General features: G+C 53.8%; 17 protein-coding genes. 5 read left to right on the top strand and 12 right to left on the bottom strand.

Features of this window, described 5'->3' with window-relative positions; genetic code table 11:
* Positions 1-110 precede the first annotated feature (110 nt).
* Positions 111-605 carry a transcription elongation factor GreA gene (greA, locus tag ACFFFR_RS06365; RefSeq protein WP_377458848.1) on the top strand — a complete coding sequence of 165 codons (495 nt, stop codon included), beginning with the start codon at positions 111-113 and terminating at the stop codon, positions 603-605.
* 93 nt (positions 606-698) lie between these two features.
* Here the strand turns inward: greA and ACFFFR_RS06360 are convergent, their stop codons facing one another.
* The 4 genes from ACFFFR_RS06360 to ACFFFR_RS06345 all read right to left on the bottom strand — a co-directional run bounded on the left by ACFFFR_RS06360 (position 699) and on the right by ACFFFR_RS06345 (position 4,628).
* On the bottom strand, positions 699-1,154 hold the full coding sequence (locus ACFFFR_RS06360) for an RrF2 family transcriptional regulator (protein WP_377458846.1): 456 nt from the start codon (positions 1,152-1,154) through the stop codon (positions 699-701).
* A gap of 2 nt (positions 1,155-1,156) precedes the next feature.
* A complete protein-coding gene (ilvA, locus tag ACFFFR_RS06355) occupies positions 1,157-2,428 on the bottom strand; it encodes a threonine ammonia-lyase (RefSeq protein ID WP_377458844.1) in 1,272 nt (423 codons plus the stop codon).
* Between the two features lie 114 nt (positions 2,429-2,542).
* On the bottom strand, positions 2,543-3,715 hold the full coding sequence (locus ACFFFR_RS06350; protein ID WP_377458842.1) for an AI-2E family transporter: 1,173 nt from the start codon (positions 3,713-3,715) through the stop codon (positions 2,543-2,545).
* A 100-nt stretch (positions 3,716-3,815) separates the two neighbouring features.
* Positions 3,816-4,628 (bottom strand): Bax inhibitor-1/YccA family protein, encoded by an 813-nt coding sequence (locus ACFFFR_RS06345; RefSeq protein ID WP_377458840.1) that lies wholly within the window; start codon positions 4,626-4,628, stop codon positions 3,816-3,818.
* 112 nt (positions 4,629-4,740) lie between these two features.
* Here ACFFFR_RS06345 and ACFFFR_RS06340 point away from each other — a divergent pair, with 112 nt between their 5' ends.
* Complete coding sequence (locus ACFFFR_RS06340; RefSeq protein WP_377459023.1) at positions 4,741-5,037, top strand: GroES family chaperonin; 297 nt, start codon at positions 4,741-4,743, stop codon at positions 5,035-5,037.
* Between the two features lie 6 nt (positions 5,038-5,043).
* On the opposite strand, the gene ACFFFR_RS06335 is transcribed toward ACFFFR_RS06340, so the two are convergent.
* A complete protein-coding gene (locus ACFFFR_RS06335; RefSeq protein ID WP_377458838.1) occupies positions 5,044-5,631 on the bottom strand; it encodes a sugar O-acetyltransferase in 588 nt (195 codons plus the stop codon).
* 126 nt (positions 5,632-5,757) lie between these two features.
* Between ACFFFR_RS06335 and ACFFFR_RS06330 the strand changes: the two genes are divergently transcribed.
* A complete protein-coding gene (locus ACFFFR_RS06330; protein ID WP_377458836.1) occupies positions 5,758-6,363 on the top strand; it encodes a DNA-3-methyladenine glycosylase I in 606 nt (201 codons plus the stop codon).
* Positions 6,364-6,467: 104 nt separating this feature from the next.
* On the opposite strand, the gene ACFFFR_RS06325 is transcribed toward ACFFFR_RS06330, so the two are convergent.
* Genes ACFFFR_RS06325 through ACFFFR_RS06295 form a run of 7 tightly spaced genes read right to left on the bottom strand, consistent with a single transcriptional unit; the run spans position 6,468 to position 11,959 of the window.
* Positions 6,468-7,514, bottom strand: a complete 1,047-nt coding sequence (locus tag ACFFFR_RS06325; RefSeq protein WP_377458834.1) for an LLM class flavin-dependent oxidoreductase — start codon at positions 7,512-7,514, stop codon at positions 6,468-6,470.
* A gap of 9 nt (positions 7,515-7,523) precedes the next feature.
* On the bottom strand, positions 7,524-7,724 hold the full coding sequence (locus ACFFFR_RS06320; protein WP_377458833.1) for a tautomerase family protein: 201 nt from the start codon (positions 7,722-7,724) through the stop codon (positions 7,524-7,526).
* A gap of 14 nt (positions 7,725-7,738) precedes the next feature.
* On the bottom strand, positions 7,739-9,220 hold the full coding sequence (locus tag ACFFFR_RS06315; RefSeq protein WP_377458831.1) for an aldehyde dehydrogenase: 1,482 nt from the start codon (positions 9,218-9,220) through the stop codon (positions 7,739-7,741).
* Positions 9,217-9,987 carry an alpha/beta fold hydrolase gene (locus tag ACFFFR_RS06310; RefSeq protein WP_377458829.1) on the bottom strand — a complete coding sequence of 257 codons (771 nt, stop codon included), beginning with the start codon at positions 9,985-9,987 and terminating at the stop codon, positions 9,217-9,219. The genes ACFFFR_RS06315 and ACFFFR_RS06310 overlap by 4 nt, the downstream gene beginning before the upstream one ends.
* A 9-nt stretch (positions 9,988-9,996) precedes the next feature.
* Positions 9,997-10,548, bottom strand: coding sequence for an amino acid synthesis family protein (locus ACFFFR_RS06305; RefSeq protein WP_377458827.1), 552 nt, complete (start codon positions 10,546-10,548; stop codon positions 9,997-9,999).
* Complete coding sequence (locus tag ACFFFR_RS06300) at positions 10,545-11,219, bottom strand: amino acid synthesis family protein (RefSeq protein ID WP_377458825.1); 675 nt, start codon at positions 11,217-11,219, stop codon at positions 10,545-10,547. Before ACFFFR_RS06300 ends, ACFFFR_RS06305 begins: the two co-directional genes overlap by 4 nt.
* 35 nt (positions 11,220-11,254) lie before the next feature.
* Positions 11,255-11,959, bottom strand: coding sequence for a GntR family transcriptional regulator (locus ACFFFR_RS06295; protein WP_377458823.1), 705 nt, complete (start codon positions 11,957-11,959; stop codon positions 11,255-11,257).
* A gap of 116 nt (positions 11,960-12,075) precedes the next feature.
* Here ACFFFR_RS06295 and ACFFFR_RS06290 point away from each other — a divergent pair, with 116 nt between their 5' ends.
* Both ACFFFR_RS06290 and ACFFFR_RS06285 read left to right on the top strand, forming a co-directional pair.
* On the top strand, positions 12,076-13,035 hold the full coding sequence (locus ACFFFR_RS06290) for a flavin reductase (protein ID WP_377458822.1): 960 nt from the start codon (positions 12,076-12,078) through the stop codon (positions 13,033-13,035).
* Positions 13,036-13,158: 123 nt separating this feature from the next.
* Positions 13,159-14,424: a BCCT family transporter gene (locus tag ACFFFR_RS06285; RefSeq protein ID WP_377459021.1), complete on the top strand. Its 1,266-nt coding sequence runs from the start codon at positions 13,159-13,161 to the stop codon at positions 14,422-14,424.
* Positions 14,425-14,503 lie beyond the last annotated feature (79 nt).

Here is a 14,503-nt window from a genome sequence, read left to right as displayed (position 1 = left end):
AAGCGAATCATCAAACCCGTAGCATTGTTCGAATAAGGCATTGCCCCGACGGGAAGCGAGCCTCTTCGTTTCGCACCTTCCGGCGGGGCCTTTATTTTGTAGGAGTACACGTGTCACCCACATCGGAACACACTGGCGCTTGGCTCACTCAGGAAGCCTACGACCGCCTCAGCGCGGAACTGGAGCACCTGAGTGGACCGGCCCGCACAGAAGTTGTTGCTCGTATCGAGGCTGCCCGTGAAGAGGGCGACCTCAAAGAAAATGGTGGCTACCATGCAGCCAAGGATGAGCAGGGCAAGATTGAAGCACGTATTCGCGAGCTCACCCAGCTGCTCGAAACCGCCACTGTCGGGCATGCCCCGAAGGATGATGGCGTGGTCGAGCCGGGCATGGTTGTGACCGCCAAGGTTGCGAACAAGGAAATGACCTTCCTGTTTGGCAATCGCGAGATCGCCGGCGATTCGGATCTGACCGTTTATTCGGAGAAGTCCCCAATCGGTTCCGCGATTCAGGGTCACAAAGAGGGTGACAAGCTCAGCTACGAGGCTCCAAACGGTAAAGATATCGCCGTGGAGATCGTCAAAGTCACGCCTTTCAAGGGCTAAGACTTCCCCGTCTAGAAAAGGTCTTCGTTGGTTTCACAGAAGAAACCGACGAAGACCTTTTTTATGCGCGAAAAGCCCTGTGTAGACTGGGCCCTATTTCTGTTCGGGGATGGTGGGCATCGGCACGAATGTGCGGCTCTCATCGACAAGGTCTGCCACGGTCAGCGGATCGAGCGTCGCATAGAACGCTTCCCGCGCGTCCCGCAGGGCCCGGCGTAACCGGCAGCGTGAAGCCAGCGGGCAGGTGTGATTCGTGGTCTCGCAGTCGACCACGTCCTCCCGAGTGTCCAGTTGTCTCAGGATCGCACCCACCGAGGTGTCCATCCCGTCCGGGGAGATCCGTGTTCCCCCGCTGCGTCCGCGAGTTACTTCCAGCACCCCGAGTTTGCGCAACTGCAGCACCGCTTTGGCCACGTGGTTGTAAGGGACTTGGATAGCATCGGCCAGCTCTTGCGTGGTGGTCAGTGCCTGAGCGCCCGACTCCCGGTTCTCAGCGCCCGTGAACATCATGACTCTGAGGCAAACGTCGGCGAAGGCACTGAGTTTCATGGCTAGTTGACCGTAATCGGCTGATAACCGGCGGAGCGCAGCGCGTTGAGTACTTCTTCGGAATGCTCTTCGCCCTTAGTCTCCATGTCGATCGTGATGGACACGTCCCCCATGGACAGCGAACCGCCAATGCGGGTGTGATCCACACCGGTGACGTTCGCGTCGGCTTCGGCGATGATACGGGAGATGGTCGCCAGCTCACCGGCGCGGTCATGCAGCATGATCTTCACGGTGAGGAACCTACTGGCGGCGGAGAGACCACGCTGAATGACTTTGAGCATCAGCATCGGGTCGATGTTACCGCCGGAGAGCACCACGACGGTGTTCTTGGACTCGATACCGATTTCTTTGAGTTTGTTCTCCAACAAGGCGGCCACGCCGGAGGCACCGGCGGGCTCGACGACCATTTTGGAGCGTTCGAGCAAGAAGATCAGGGCTTGGGCTAGGCCGTCTTCAGAAACCGTGACGACTTCATCAACCAGCTCTCGGATGATCTTGAAGGGCAATGCCCCTGGTTTTCCCACGGCAATGCCGTCCGCGATGGTGGAGACTCGATCCAGCGGCACCACGGCATCTGCGGCGAGCGAGGGCGGGTATGCTGCGGCGTTTTCTGCCTGCACACCGATGACCTTGATGTCCCGGCCCATTTGTTTGGCTCTGGCCTTGACCGCGGTGGCAACACCGGACAGCAATCCGCCGCCCCCGACACCCATGACGATGGTGTCGACTTCAGGAAGTTGCTCAAGAATTTCGAGCCCAATCGTGCCTTGACCGGCGATCACATCGGGGTTGTCGAAGGGGTGAATGAAGATCGCGCCAGATTCTTCTGCATAGCGTTGCGCTTCGGCCAACGCCTCATCCACGTTTTCGCCGTGGAGCACAACTTCCGCACCGTGGTCTTTGGTGGCGGCCAGCTTCGGCAACGCGACGCCCAATGGCATGTAGATGCGGGCCTTAATACCGAGTTTGGAGGCGGCAAGGGCAACGCCTTGGGCGTGGTTGCCAGCAGATGCGGCGACCACACCGCAGGCCTTCTCTTCATCCGAGAGGCGCGCCATCCGAACGTAAGCGCCGCGCACCTTGAAGGACCCGGCACGCTGCAGGTTCTCGCATTTCAGATACACCGAGGAACCGGTTAGGCGACCGAGTGCCCGCGAGTGATCGACCGGGGTCTTCACAATCACGCCGTCTAAGAGTTTGGCCGCGGATTCAATATCAGCCAGGGTCACCTTAGAGGTCAGGGCGGTTGTGGACATGGTTTGGTCGGTACTCATCGATGTGGTCAGCCTTCTACGTGGGGTCTTGATCTAGTTTACGTCGCTTCCGTTCTCGATGCGCCGCCGTTACTCCGGCACCAGCGACCATGCGCCTGAAAAAGGCCTCGCCAGTTAGGGTCTGACGGACGGGATCTGTGTCGCCGGTTGTATTCGGGGATCAGAGATCCATTCCCGTTTGGCTAAGTACTGGACCATCCGATTGACCAAGGCCAGCAGTGGCACTGCGAAGACCGCACCGACGATACCGGCTAGCGTGGTTCCGCCGGTCACGGCCAGCACAACTGCCAGTGGGTGCAATTGGACGGCTTTACCCATGACCAGTGGCTGCAGAATGTTGGATTCAACCTGCTGCACAAGCAAGACGACACCCAGCATGATCAAGGCATTGAGCCATCCGTTGGCGATCAGTGCCAGCAGTACTGCGATCGCGCCGGTCAGCACTGCACCGACGATCGGAATGAAGGAACCTAGGAAGACCAACACGCCCAGCGGCAAGGCAAACGGAACGCCAAGCAACAGCGCACCCAAACCGATACCCACGGCGTCCACGGCAGCCACGAAGACCTGCACGCGCACGTATGAGCCCAGCGAATCCCATCCCGCGTAGCCAGCGCCCTCAATGGCTTGTCGGTCGCGGCGGGGCGTGAAGTTCAGCAGGAACCGCCAGATGCCCTTGCCGTCCAGGAGGAAGAACACCAGTGCGAAAAGCGCCAAGATGCTTCCGGCGGCAAAGTTTCCGGCGGTGGAGCCAAAGCTCATGGCACCGGAAATGATGGTGTTGGAGTTGGATTGGATGACTTCGAAAAAGTCGCTAATAGCGTTTTCGATCTGGGCAGATGAGACATGCAATGGGCCATCGGCCAACCAGATCATGATCTTGTTCCAGCCGTCGACGACCTGCCCCCACATCTCAGCGAAACCAGTCACCAGCTGCTGGCCCACCATGGCAATGGAGCCGGCTAGGAACCCGAGGAAGGCCAAAATAGTGATCAGGACGGACAACCCATTGGGCACGCCCCACGAACGCATCCGGTGATGTAGCGGGGAGAGCAGCGTGGCCAGCAACGCGGCTGCCATCAGCGGAATGATCAGCAGCGTCAGGAAGCTCATGAGCCACAGCAGCACACCTGTAGCCACCACAACGATGATGAACCGAAGACCCCATTCGGAGGCGACGCGTAGACCGTAAGGAACCTCTTTGAAGGCTTGGTCATCGGTTCGCTGCGCCAGCGGACGCCGGTCCGGGTTGGGTTGACGGGCTCCCGGTGAGAAAAGATTTCGCACGTTTCTGTATCACTTTCCGCTACAAAATAAGAAGAGGGCAGAGTCTCCCCTGCCCTCTCCGACCGTTAGGTCACTTTACGAATCCATCATGGGAATCTAGTTAGTCACTGCCACGCAGGATGGCGATGATCCGGATGATCTCGATGTACAACCAGACCAAGGTAACGGTCAGGCCGAAAGCGCCGATCCATGCGACGATCTTCGGAGCACCCGTGTTCACCGCGCGGGCGATGTCTTCAAAGTCCATCACAAGCGAGTAGGAAGCCAGCGCCACAGCGAACAGACCGATCGCTAGACCCAACCAGCCAGAGCGCAAACCGAACATCGAATCGGTGGCACCGAACAGCACCAGACCGAAGTTCACCAAGGAGAAGAGCAGGTAACCCAGCATGGCTGCGTAGAAGATCTTCGTCAGCTTTGGCGAGGTCCGAATCTTGCCGGACTTGAACAGCGCCAACACACCTGCGAAGACGGACAGCGTGGCCACCACTGCCTGAATGGCGATACCTGGGTAGTAGTACTCCAGGATGCCGGAGATGGCACCCAGAACCACACCTTGGGAGAAGGAGTAGGCCAAGATCAGTGGCGGGGATGGCTTCTTCTTAAAGGAGTTGACCAGACCCAAGACCACGCCGGCGACGATGCCGATCAGCAGCAGGCCGGTAACGTTCCAACCCAGCACTGCACCCGCCAGCACGAGGGCCAGCGAGATCAGGGTCTTGTTAATGACATCGCTGTAGGTAACGCGACCGGTTTGGGCCGCAGTGGCTGCCGGAGCGTTGTACATGTCCTGCAATTGCTCTGGTGACATCGGCTGGCCGTAGCCCTGTTGAGTGGTGCCGTAGCCTGCAGGTGGCTGTGTTTGGAGTTGTGATTTGAAGTTTTTAGAGTTAAAAACTGGGTTTTTTGCCATGAGGAAGATGTTCTCCGCTTTCGGGTTCAGGTTCCTGATATCCAGCTTACCGTCTTCATGCCAGCTACACTTAGTTCTCGTGGATGAGATTGAACAGTCATTACCGGTGAAAATGCTGCATGACCGTATCTTGGTCAAGCTCGATGATGAGGCCGCTGAACGCCGTTCCGCCTCCGGCATTGTCATCCCCGCCACCGCGCAGATGGGCAAGCGGCTTGCATGGGCAGATGTGGTCGCGACCGGCCCGAACGTTCGACAGGTCAGCAACGGCGACAAGGTTCTTTTCGACCCCGAAGACCGTCACGAAGTCGAAATTTCCGCTCAAAGCTACATTCTGCTGCGCGAACGAGACATCCACGCCGTCGCGGAACCTGACTCCGCTGACATCGTCACCGGCCTCTACCTGTAAGCGGTTCTAGTCCAGCTCTTCCGGCACGGTCCCATCGGTTCGTTTGATCACCCGTGCCGGGTTGCCGACCGCCACTGAGTTTGGTGGGACGTCATGCAGGACCACCGCACCGGCGCCGATCACCGAGTTTTCACCGATCCGCACTCCTGGGCAGACGATCACCCCACCGCCAAGCCACACATTGTCTTCCAGCACAATCGGTTCGCCGGCCTCCAACTTCTGCAAACGCAGCTGCGGGTCCAGCGGGTGGGTTGGTGTCAGCAACTGGACGTTGGGCCCGATTTGGCAGTCATTTCCAATCTCTATCCGGGCAACATCCAAAGCGGTCAAGTTGAAGTTGATGAAGGTCCGCTCCCCCACAAAGATGTTGATACCGTAGTCCACACACAGTGGGGCGCGGATATGTGAGTCGGCACCAAAACCACCCAAGAGCTCGCCAACAATGGTTTGGGCGGCCATACTGTTCTCTGCGTAGTGTTCGTTGAATTCGCCACAGATCAGCCGAGCATTCTCCGTCAGGCGGTGCAACTCGGGATCGTTGGCGTTGTACAGCTCGCCAGCTTCCATGCGTTCACGTTGTGACTTAGATCCCATGGCTTCCACACTAAGACACTGAAGCTGCCCGAGCCACTTCCTCCACAGGCAACCGTTGCACCCCAGATCAGCCTGCCGCTTACCTCGGCTATTTTGCAGGTGTCCGAACGTCTCTATGATCGACACATGGAAACTCGAGCTTCGAACCCCCCAGACTTGCAGCCAGGACCGGATGGGAAACTCCGCTCGGCTTGGGCTCTTGCGGACCCGCTCCTGCTGGATTACTACGATCAGGAATGGGGCGTGCCCGTCAGGGACGAACAAGGGTTGTTTGAACGACTCAGTCTTGAAGGATTTCAAGCTGGCCTGTCGTGGCTGACGGTTTTGCGTCGGCGGGACAGACTTCGGACCGCGTTTCACAACTTCGTGCCGGACAAGGTCGTCGGCATGGATGAAGATGAAATAGAAGCTCTCTTGGCGGATCCAACCATGATTCGGAACCGGCGCAAGATTAATGCGGTGGTGCAGAACGCAGCTGCGACCATCAAGCTTAGAGACAATGCGGGTCTGGCTGAGTTGATCTGGAGTTACCGGCCCGAGCAGGAATTCGCACCGCGCACGGCCGCCGAAGTGCCTAGCCAGTCAGCGGAGTCCATCGCTTTGGCCAAGGAGCTAAAGAAGCGCGGTTTCACCTTCGTGGGACCGACCCTGATTTTCGCCATGATGGAAGCAATTGGGATGGTAGACACCCACATCGTGGGTTCTTACCGCAGAGGGATTAGTTCCAAATAAGAACCACCCATAGCATTTCCAATGGAAACAGGTTCTTCGCCCTGTTACAGACAGTGTGCCACCCGAAGAAATATCTTCGAGCGGCACACTTAGCCTTTGAATTTCTATTTGTTGATGGCAGGGACGACCTCATCGATAAACAGCTTTAGTGACTGCTTCTTTTCCTCATGAGACAGGCTGTTGTCGCACCAGAAGCTATATTCATCGACTCCCCATTCCTTGTACTGTCGCACTCGTTCGATGACTTCGCTTGGAGTTCCAATCATGGCACTCCGGCGCAACGAGTCGAGCGAAAATTCCGGCCTGTCAGCGAATTTTGATTCCGGGCTCGGTTCTAGGAATCCGTTGACTGGATCGGTCTTGTTTCCGAACCATGCGTCAAAAGTGCGATAGAACTTGTTGACACCAGCAGCTCCAACCTTCCAATGGTCAGGGGCATTTTCATCATGGACGAAAGTGTGGCGCAGCACCATGATTTTTGGTTTGTCAGCAGGTTTAAACTTGTCAACCGCCGAATTGAACTTACTCAATAGATCGACGACTTCGTCGTCATCTTTCATCAACGGTGTCACCATTACATTGCAACCATTCTCAACAGCAAATTCATGAGAATTGATGTCACGTGCAGCCACCCATACAGGTGGTCCAGGTGTTTGAACTGGCTTCGGCACACTCGTAGAAACTGGGAATTTCCAGATCTTCCCCTCGTGAGCATAGTCGCCTTCCCACAGCTTCTTCATGGCCGGCACGAGTTCCCTCAAATGCTGTCCGCCATCTGTGGCAGGCAGACCATCCGCCATCCGGTCAAACTCAAACTGGTAGGCACCTCGTGCGACTCCCATCTCCGCTCGTCCACCAGAAATGACGTCTAATAGTGGACCTTCTCCCGCTGCACGTAGAGGATTCCAGAACGGAGCGATAATGGTTCCAGCACCAAGCCGAATTTTTTCAGTTTTCCCCGCCAAATAGGCCAACTGACTCATCGGATTGGGAGAAATTGTGTACTCCATTGAGTGGTGCTCACCAATCCAAACGGTTCGAAATCCCCCAGCTTCAGCCATGAGGGTGAGTTCGACTAAGTTCTCCCAAGCTTGTTGGTGAGTGATTTCATCATCCCACCGTTCCATGTGTATAAATAGTGAGAAATCCATGACTACTCCTTAACTCTTTGCCTGGTTACGTTCTGCAATAGTCTGATTGGCTTTAGACCAGTTTTCAGGCTCAACTTCACGAATGATGACGGTGGTATTTTCCGGCGTAGCATTTACCGTCTCTTCCGCTGCTCGGTGGACAGCGCTGATGAGGTTTCTTAGCTCTTCTCGGGTACGGCCCTTGGCGATTGAGATATCAAAAAGTGGCATGAGTTATTTCTTTCTTAGCTACGCATTACAAACGGATCGGCCACCGCATCTTCATCGGTATTAATCCAGATGCTCTTAAGCCGGGTGTACTCATACATAGACTCGATGCCATGTTCGATACCAACGCCGGAAGACTTAAATCCCTGCCGTGGAGACATGGGCGACATTGCTCTATAGGTATTTACCCAAATGGTCCCTGCTTCCAGCTTCTTCGCCATCCGGTGAGCTCTGGCAAGATTCTGCGTCCAAACTCCCGCCGCCAGGCCATACTCTGTGTCATTAGCGAGTGCGAGTACTTCTTCCTCTGTATCAAAAGGCATGATTGCCGCAACTGGCCCGAAGATCTCTTCACGCACAACTTTCATGTCGTTGTTGACATCAGTCAGCACAGTCGGGCTGAAGAAATAGCCAGGCAATTCAGTATCCGGTCTGGTACCACCGGTTACCACGGTCGCACCTTCCTCACGGCCGATATTCACATATGATTCAACTTTTTCAAGCTGGTCTTGGAAGGCAAGTGGTCCAAGTTCAGTTGTCTCTTCGAGAGGATTCCCAATCTTAATTGTCTGGGCGCGCTCGCTTACCTTGTCCACCAGTTCTTCATACACAGATCGGTGAGCAAAGACACGGCTACCAGCGATGCAAGTTTGTCCTGCTGCAGCGAATATGCCCGCGACAACTCCCATAGATGCGTTATGAATATTTGCATCCTCAAATACGATATTGGGGCTCTTCCCGCCGAGTTCGAGGGTGCTTCCTACGAAGCGCGCGGCGGTTTGAGAGGCAATACGTGACCCTGTCTGAGTGGAACCGGTAAAGGAGATTTTTGCTAGTTCTCTTGATTCCACTAAGGCTGCACCAGCCTCAGCTCCATAACCCGTGACTACGTTAATGACGCCCTGAGGGAAACCCGCTTCTGTTGCCAATTCCGCCAAGCGAAGCACTGTCCGCGAGGTATATTCGCTTGGTTTGATGACCAATGTGTTGCCTGCAGCCAATGCGGGAGCAAGCTTGGAAACAGTCAAGGTCAGAGGTGAGTTCCAGGGGGTGATCGCCCCTACTACGCCTAGTGGCTCCCGTTCCGTAAAGTTCACTATGGCGATGTTCGAGCTGGGGACTACCGCTCCCTGTACTTTGTCAGCTAGTCCCGCGTAATAGTAAAGATACTCTGGAAGCGTCTGTAGCTGCCCTTTCATTTCTCTGAGCAATTTGCCGTTGTCCTGACTTTCCAACATGGCCAGTTCGTCGGCATGTTGAACTACCAAGTCACCGAGACGTCGTAGCAAGTGTCCCCGTTGAGTTGCTGAAAGATTTTTCCAAGACGCCGATTTGAAGGCCATGCTTGCTGCGTCTACTGCTTTCTCAACGTCATCTTTGTCGCCGCGTGCGGCCTCGTAAAGCAATTCCAAAGTTGCAGGGTTGTAGCTTTCGAAATACTCCTCTGCAGCGGGTCGTTCGTATTTGCCATTGATGTAGTGATCAAGACGAAGTGTCATGGTGTGCTCTCCACCTTAGAAATAAAGGATTCAACTAATTCGATAAGAACGTTAGGGTGCGTTACTGGGAACATATGCCTTGCATTCGGCACAATTACCGCTTCTGCATTCGGCAACGCAGCGACAAGCCTATGTGTCATAGCAGGCGAGGAACCTGGATCTTGTTCCCCTGTCACGGCAAGGACAGGAACCTTGATCTGGGAAAGCTGATTGAATACTTCAGCATCTCCAGTTGCAAAAACTCGGTAAGCATGGAGAAACGATTCAACGTTATTGCGTCTCAGAGTTTCTCGTGTTGCTTCGACGATGGACGGAGCTACGGAACTTCCTTGGGGATACCACCTGTCAATCGAAGCCTCAATACTGCTTTCGAAGTCTCGTTCTGCAGTTGCCAAGCGCTCACGCACCGCAGTCTTCTCCGACTCTGTTCGGTTACAGACTGAACTAACAGAGACCAGTCCGCATACCCCATTGTCAGAACTACTTGCGATTTGTTGAGCAACTAATGCACCCAGAGAAAAACCAACCAGATAATAGTTGTCGTAGGGAATCCTCGCTTTGACATCTTTAGCCAACTCTTCGAGTGAAGAACTTAGCGTCAAAGGAGGTTGGTTTCCATGACCGGGTAAGTCCAAGCTCAGGGTCGGATTCTTAATACCGAGCTCCACCTCCCGCCACATAGATCGGTCGAGTCCAACTCCGTGCAAGAAAACGAGAGGTTTACCCTCGTTAGCTTGAGGCACCACCTCTGGATTCGTTGAGACCATGGCTTCAGGTCACTGCTCAGTCGACAAAGGCGCTAGCCGTTGTTGAGGGCGTCCGTGAGATGCTGCAGCTAATCCGATCAGGATTTCATCAGGATGCGGAATGTCCGCGAAACACAGTTCGATACTCTGGTGGTGGGAACGAATAGTTGCATCTGTGAAATGCTTCAGTGGGACATCGAATGGGCGTCCGGCAGCGGACCGTTTCTCGACGGCTGGAAGCAAGGTTGTGGCCTTGGCAGCCTGACGGAAGTGATCACCAAATTTCAACGTGTGAATAAGAGCGGAACCATGCTCAATTTCTCCATTCAGCCCTACGATGGCAGCCTTCCCGTAAGCCTCCAATTCGGTTTCGAGGGCTTCGATAACACGAGAGGCTAACAACGCACCTAGATCTGAGGCAACCGAGTCAATCCCGTGCGACAAGTCTTCTACGAATCCTTGACCCGCCCACGGGTTCGGGATTACCGCTCCAACGAAAGCAACTCTTGTCACTGGGTCAACCTGGCGTCCGCCTTCGATCAGTACATCTTCAACGTGGGTCACAATTTTGCGAACATTCACAGTTCAATTCCTTTCAGTAGCTCTTTTGTTACGGGTTGATCGGTAGTTCGATCACCAATTCTGTGATTCGGTCGTGGCCCGTTAGAGCTAGCCACGATGATCACGAGTTCATCTCTTTGGGGTGAATCGGCTATTTCAACCGACATGGACTGGTAGTAGCTGCGAGTTGCCGCTGCTGACTTGTGCCACATCGGAATACGAATTTGAGTACCCGGGGCGGACCTCTGGTCTGAAAAACACATGATTGAGGAACCTTCTAGAAGTTCTCGAACGATGTTGCCGAAAAACGGAGTATGGATGAGAGCGCCGGCATGCTCTATCTCCCCGTCTAGCCCAACAATTGCCGCTTTACCGAACGCTTCGATTTCCTGAACCGAACCTAGGTGTGCGATTAATCGATCCACCGCGATCTTGGCGATTATGGGCGCGATTCTCTCCGTCTCAGGTTGAAGGTCTTGAGCAGAAGTTCCACCTACCCATGGGTTCTTCAGCACAATGGAGACGGCCGCCTGTTTCACCGGTGTGTGAAGACCAGTTTTTCCCTCGATAAAAGTTTCATCGACAATTGTGACTATTTTTCTTACGCCAATTTGGTGAGCGATTCTCTCGTAGTTGTAGCGTGTATCGCTGTCGTAGAGATTCGTTTTTGGGCGCAGGGGGTCATCAGACATACAAATCCTTTCAGAATAAACTTCCAGCCTGAGAGCTAAGACCCGTTTCTACGCATTCGCTCCACTAGCCCCGGCATCATCAGGGCAGCATTGCTCGATGCGTGGACATGATTCCTCATTGCAAGCTCAGCTTCGATCGAATCTTTGGCTTCGATTGCTTCCAAGACGCTTTGATGTTCATTAATCGAGGTCGAAAGCCGCCCAGGGTTACTCACGGTTTCCACGACTATTGACTGATAAGCCAGTTGATTCATCAAGCGAGAATAATGGTCAACGAGTTTTGAATTTCCTGAGTCCAGAATGATCGTCCAGTGGAATTCATGAACTAGATTCGCGTACACGGATGCTTCATTCGTGGACACAATGCGTCGTGAGGCATCGACATTCCGCTTCAGCGTGTCTAGCGCGGATTTACTCGGAGAACGCGCCATGAGTGACGCGCCCAGACCTTCCATCGATTCTTTCAACTGGAATAGATCAACTATCTCACTCCGTGTTGGAACCTTAATGAAAGTTCCAACTTTCGGACGAACCTCCACCAATCCTTCATTCTCAAGTTGTTTGAGCACCTCGCGGATCGGAGTCCTGCTGACACTAAATCTCTGCGAGAGGGCCAACTCAGATAACGAAGCTTCCACTGGGTGGCCTCCGTAAAGCACGAAATGACGGACTCGCTCGATGAGCGGAGCGTTTGCTAACGACTCGGCTCGAGTGTCTTGGCTTGGGGGAATCGCTGACATGACTATGAGGCTATGTTCCATACAAGGTTGTGTCAAGCAACTCACAAAAATGACCTAAAGCGGCTCACGAGTGGCCCCCTTGACGAGATGTCAGTCACAAATCTATGCTCTGTACCATGCAACATAATATTGTTACCCAAATCCAAGAAGCCTGGTCCGCCGCCTGGGATCAGGGCAATTTCAGCAACTTTGACAAGCTGGTCGCACCTGATTACTCCCGCGAGGGCGCCAATTCAGAGCAAGAAATGAGCTACGAGGATCTGAAACAAGAAATCAGAATCATTCGGGAAGCCTTCCCAGATTTGAAGACTTCTATCGAGAAGATCCTAGTTGACGCTGATTCCGTTGCAGTGTTCTGGAAATCCAGCGGAACCTTCTCGAAACCGCTCAATGACGTACCTCCGACTGGCCGGAGGGTTGAAACGGCTGGGACCAATCTCATGACCATCCAAGACGGAATGATCGTCAAAGAAAAAGTAACTTGGGATGCCGGTGAACTGCTTGCAGATTTGGGAGTCAACTCTCTCCGCGCTGCGTTCGAGCTCGATCAACAAGACACCGGAACTCAATCTGACGATAGCCGTTTCTACGACCACGTGCGTAGCTTTAATCGACAATTCGTAACCGGCGTGACGGTCGTTACGACGCTCGATGGTGATGTCCCGCGTGGTCTTGCTGTGAACTCCTACGCCTCTGTGTCTTTCGACCCACCCTTGGTTATCGTCTGTGTCCAGAAATCCTCATCGACATACCCATCGATGTTTAAGTCCGACCATATTGGAATCAATATTCTCGCAACAGATCAGTCGGATGTCCTCGCCTCATTTGCATCGAAGTCCAAAAATAAGTTTGAAGGCGTCGACTGGGAGCATGGCCCGAAAGGTAGCCCGCTGCTTTCACAAGCGGCCGCTGCTCTTGAGGTTGAAGTAGTCGAGCGAGTCCAAGTTAAAACCCACACGCTCTTCATTGGAAAAGTAACCCACGCGAATTCCACAGATAAGACTCCAATCGTTTATAAGGCTGGAAAGTTCTACGACGGCGGGCGGTTGGAGCCCTTGCCGGAATTCGCTGACTAGTTTGCTTCGCCATTAGAAAATTCGCGACTCCAACCAAACCAATCCCTAGCAGAAGACGATGCTTGGGGTTCGAAATAAGACACGACCAAACCTCAAGGTCGCCTATTGACAGGAACCGATCCAATGTCCCAAATACGTTCAGGCCCCGAAGTACTCCTTGATAGGAACGATCAGAATGATTCATCCTCAGGTAGCAGAAAGCTAAGTACTGTCTTTCTTGTTTCAGTCGGCCTTGTCATAGTATTCGTTGTCGTTACCGCCCTATCACCTGCCGCGATAGGTGAGGCAATGGGTGGTGCAATGAACGCAGTGGCTGGCACTATCGGCTGGTCTTATTTGGTTGTCCCACTTCTCTGTGTCTTCTTGATGGCTTGGTTGGCTATCAGTAGGTTCGGTAAATTGCGATTAGGCAGCCAAGAGTGTCGACCGGAATACAGCACTTTTTCTTGGTTGGCGATGATTCTGGCTGCCGTTATGGGTATCGGATTAGTCAGCTACGGCGTAGCTGAACCCATGTCACATTTTCTCGCTCCACCTCATGGTTTAGCCGAACCAGAAACCATGGATGCTGCTATTCGCGCGTTGGAGTTTGCGTACCTGGACTGGGGCATGCATGCTTGGGCCGTCTTCGGGATCTTTGGTCTAGCAATTGGATATTCAACGCACAGAAAAGGACGCCCTGCACTGGTTTCTGTGATGTTGCGTCCGGTTCTTGGCAAAGCGGTCGATGGATGGCCTGGAAAACTCGTCGACATTCTGACAATTCTGGCTACATTGTTCGGCACCACCACATCTCTTGGTTTGGGCGCTGCTCAAATTAGTCAGGGTCTCAACACTGTCATCGGCATTGAGCCTACGTTGGCGATTCAGATTATGGTCATTGCGGTAGTGACTTTGCTATTCACAGGTTCTGCGCTAACTGGAGTTAGCCGTGGCATTCGATATATCTCTCAGATCACTCTGACACTTGCCACCCTGTTTGGGCTCTTCATCTTCCTGCTTGGTCCTACAGGATTCATTTCCAACCTATTTGTTCGTTCAGTGGGACAATACTCCTCTGATTTCTTGATGATCTCCCTCATGACCCCATTGACGAGCGCCGACATGGAGTGGATGCAGTGGTGGACCTATTTCATGATGGCTTGGTGGCTTAGCTGGTCAGCATTTGTCGGGATCTTCCTCGCAAAAATCTCTCGCGGAAGAACGGTTCGTCAATTCGTTGCGGGTGTCATGCTCGTCCCTAGCTTCTTTTTCTTCGCTTGGTTTACGATCATGGGCGGTTCTGCAATGCACCTTGATATGGAAAAACAAGCCGGCATCGGTCAGGCAACGCAAGAAGACCTCAATAGCGCGTTCTTCGCACTGAAATGGTCCGGGTTTTCTTCCTAGGCGTTTACCCTGATTTCTATTGTTGCTGACAGCTGGTGTTGCTGCCAGTAGTCGGTCTCGACTTCGGCTGGTGTGCGGT

It is taken from the genome of Micrococcoides hystricis, assembly GCF_042434215.1.
Lineage (GTDB): Bacteria > Actinomycetota > Actinomycetes > Actinomycetales > Micrococcaceae > Micrococcoides > Micrococcoides hystricis.
This window is presented reverse-complemented; position numbering and strand designations above follow the sequence as displayed.

What these genes read in the sequence shown, in the direction of transcription:
- ACFFFR_RS06360 (WP_377458846.1), bottom strand. Translation starts at nt 1,154, where the DNA reads ATGAAACTCAGTGCCTTCGCCGACGTTTGCCTCAGAGTCATGATGTTC.
- ilvA (WP_377458844.1), bottom strand. Translation starts at nt 2,428, where the DNA reads ATGAGTACCGACCAAACCATGTCCACAACCGCCCTGACCTCTAAGGTG.
- ACFFFR_RS06345 (WP_377458840.1), bottom strand. Translation starts at nt 4,628, where the DNA reads ATGGCAAAAAACCCAGTTTTTAACTCTAAAAACTTCAAATCACAACTC.
- ACFFFR_RS06340 (WP_377459023.1), top strand. Translation starts at nt 4,741, where the DNA reads ATGCTGCATGACCGTATCTTGGTCAAGCTCGATGATGAGGCCGCTGAA.
- ACFFFR_RS06335 (WP_377458838.1), bottom strand. Translation starts at nt 5,631, where the DNA reads ATGGGATCTAAGTCACAACGTGAACGCATGGAAGCTGGCGAGCTGTAC.
- ACFFFR_RS06330 (WP_377458836.1), top strand. Translation starts at nt 5,758, where the DNA reads ATGGAAACTCGAGCTTCGAACCCCCCAGACTTGCAGCCAGGACCGGAT.
- ACFFFR_RS06325 (WP_377458834.1), bottom strand. Translation starts at nt 7,514, where the DNA reads ATGGATTTCTCACTATTTATACACATGGAACGGTGGGATGATGAAATC.
- ACFFFR_RS06320 (WP_377458833.1), bottom strand. Translation starts at nt 7,724, where the DNA reads ATGCCACTTTTTGATATCTCAATCGCCAAGGGCCGTACCCGAGAAGAG.
- ACFFFR_RS06315 (WP_377458831.1), bottom strand. Translation starts at nt 9,220, where the DNA reads ATGACACTTCGTCTTGATCACTACATCAATGGCAAATACGAACGACCC.
- ACFFFR_RS06310 (WP_377458829.1), bottom strand. Translation starts at nt 9,987, where the DNA reads ATGGTCTCAACGAATCCAGAGGTGGTGCCTCAAGCTAACGAGGGTAAA.
- ACFFFR_RS06300 (WP_377458825.1), bottom strand. Translation starts at nt 11,219, where the DNA reads ATGTCTGATGACCCCCTGCGCCCAAAAACGAATCTCTACGACAGCGAT.
- ACFFFR_RS06295 (WP_377458823.1), bottom strand. Translation starts at nt 11,959, where the DNA reads ATGTCAGCGATTCCCCCAAGCCAAGACACTCGAGCCGAGTCGTTAGCA.
- ACFFFR_RS06290 (WP_377458822.1), top strand. Translation starts at nt 12,076, where the DNA reads ATGCAACATAATATTGTTACCCAAATCCAAGAAGCCTGGTCCGCCGCC.
- ACFFFR_RS06285 (WP_377459021.1), top strand. Translation starts at nt 13,159, where the DNA reads ATGTCCCAAATACGTTCAGGCCCCGAAGTACTCCTTGATAGGAACGAT.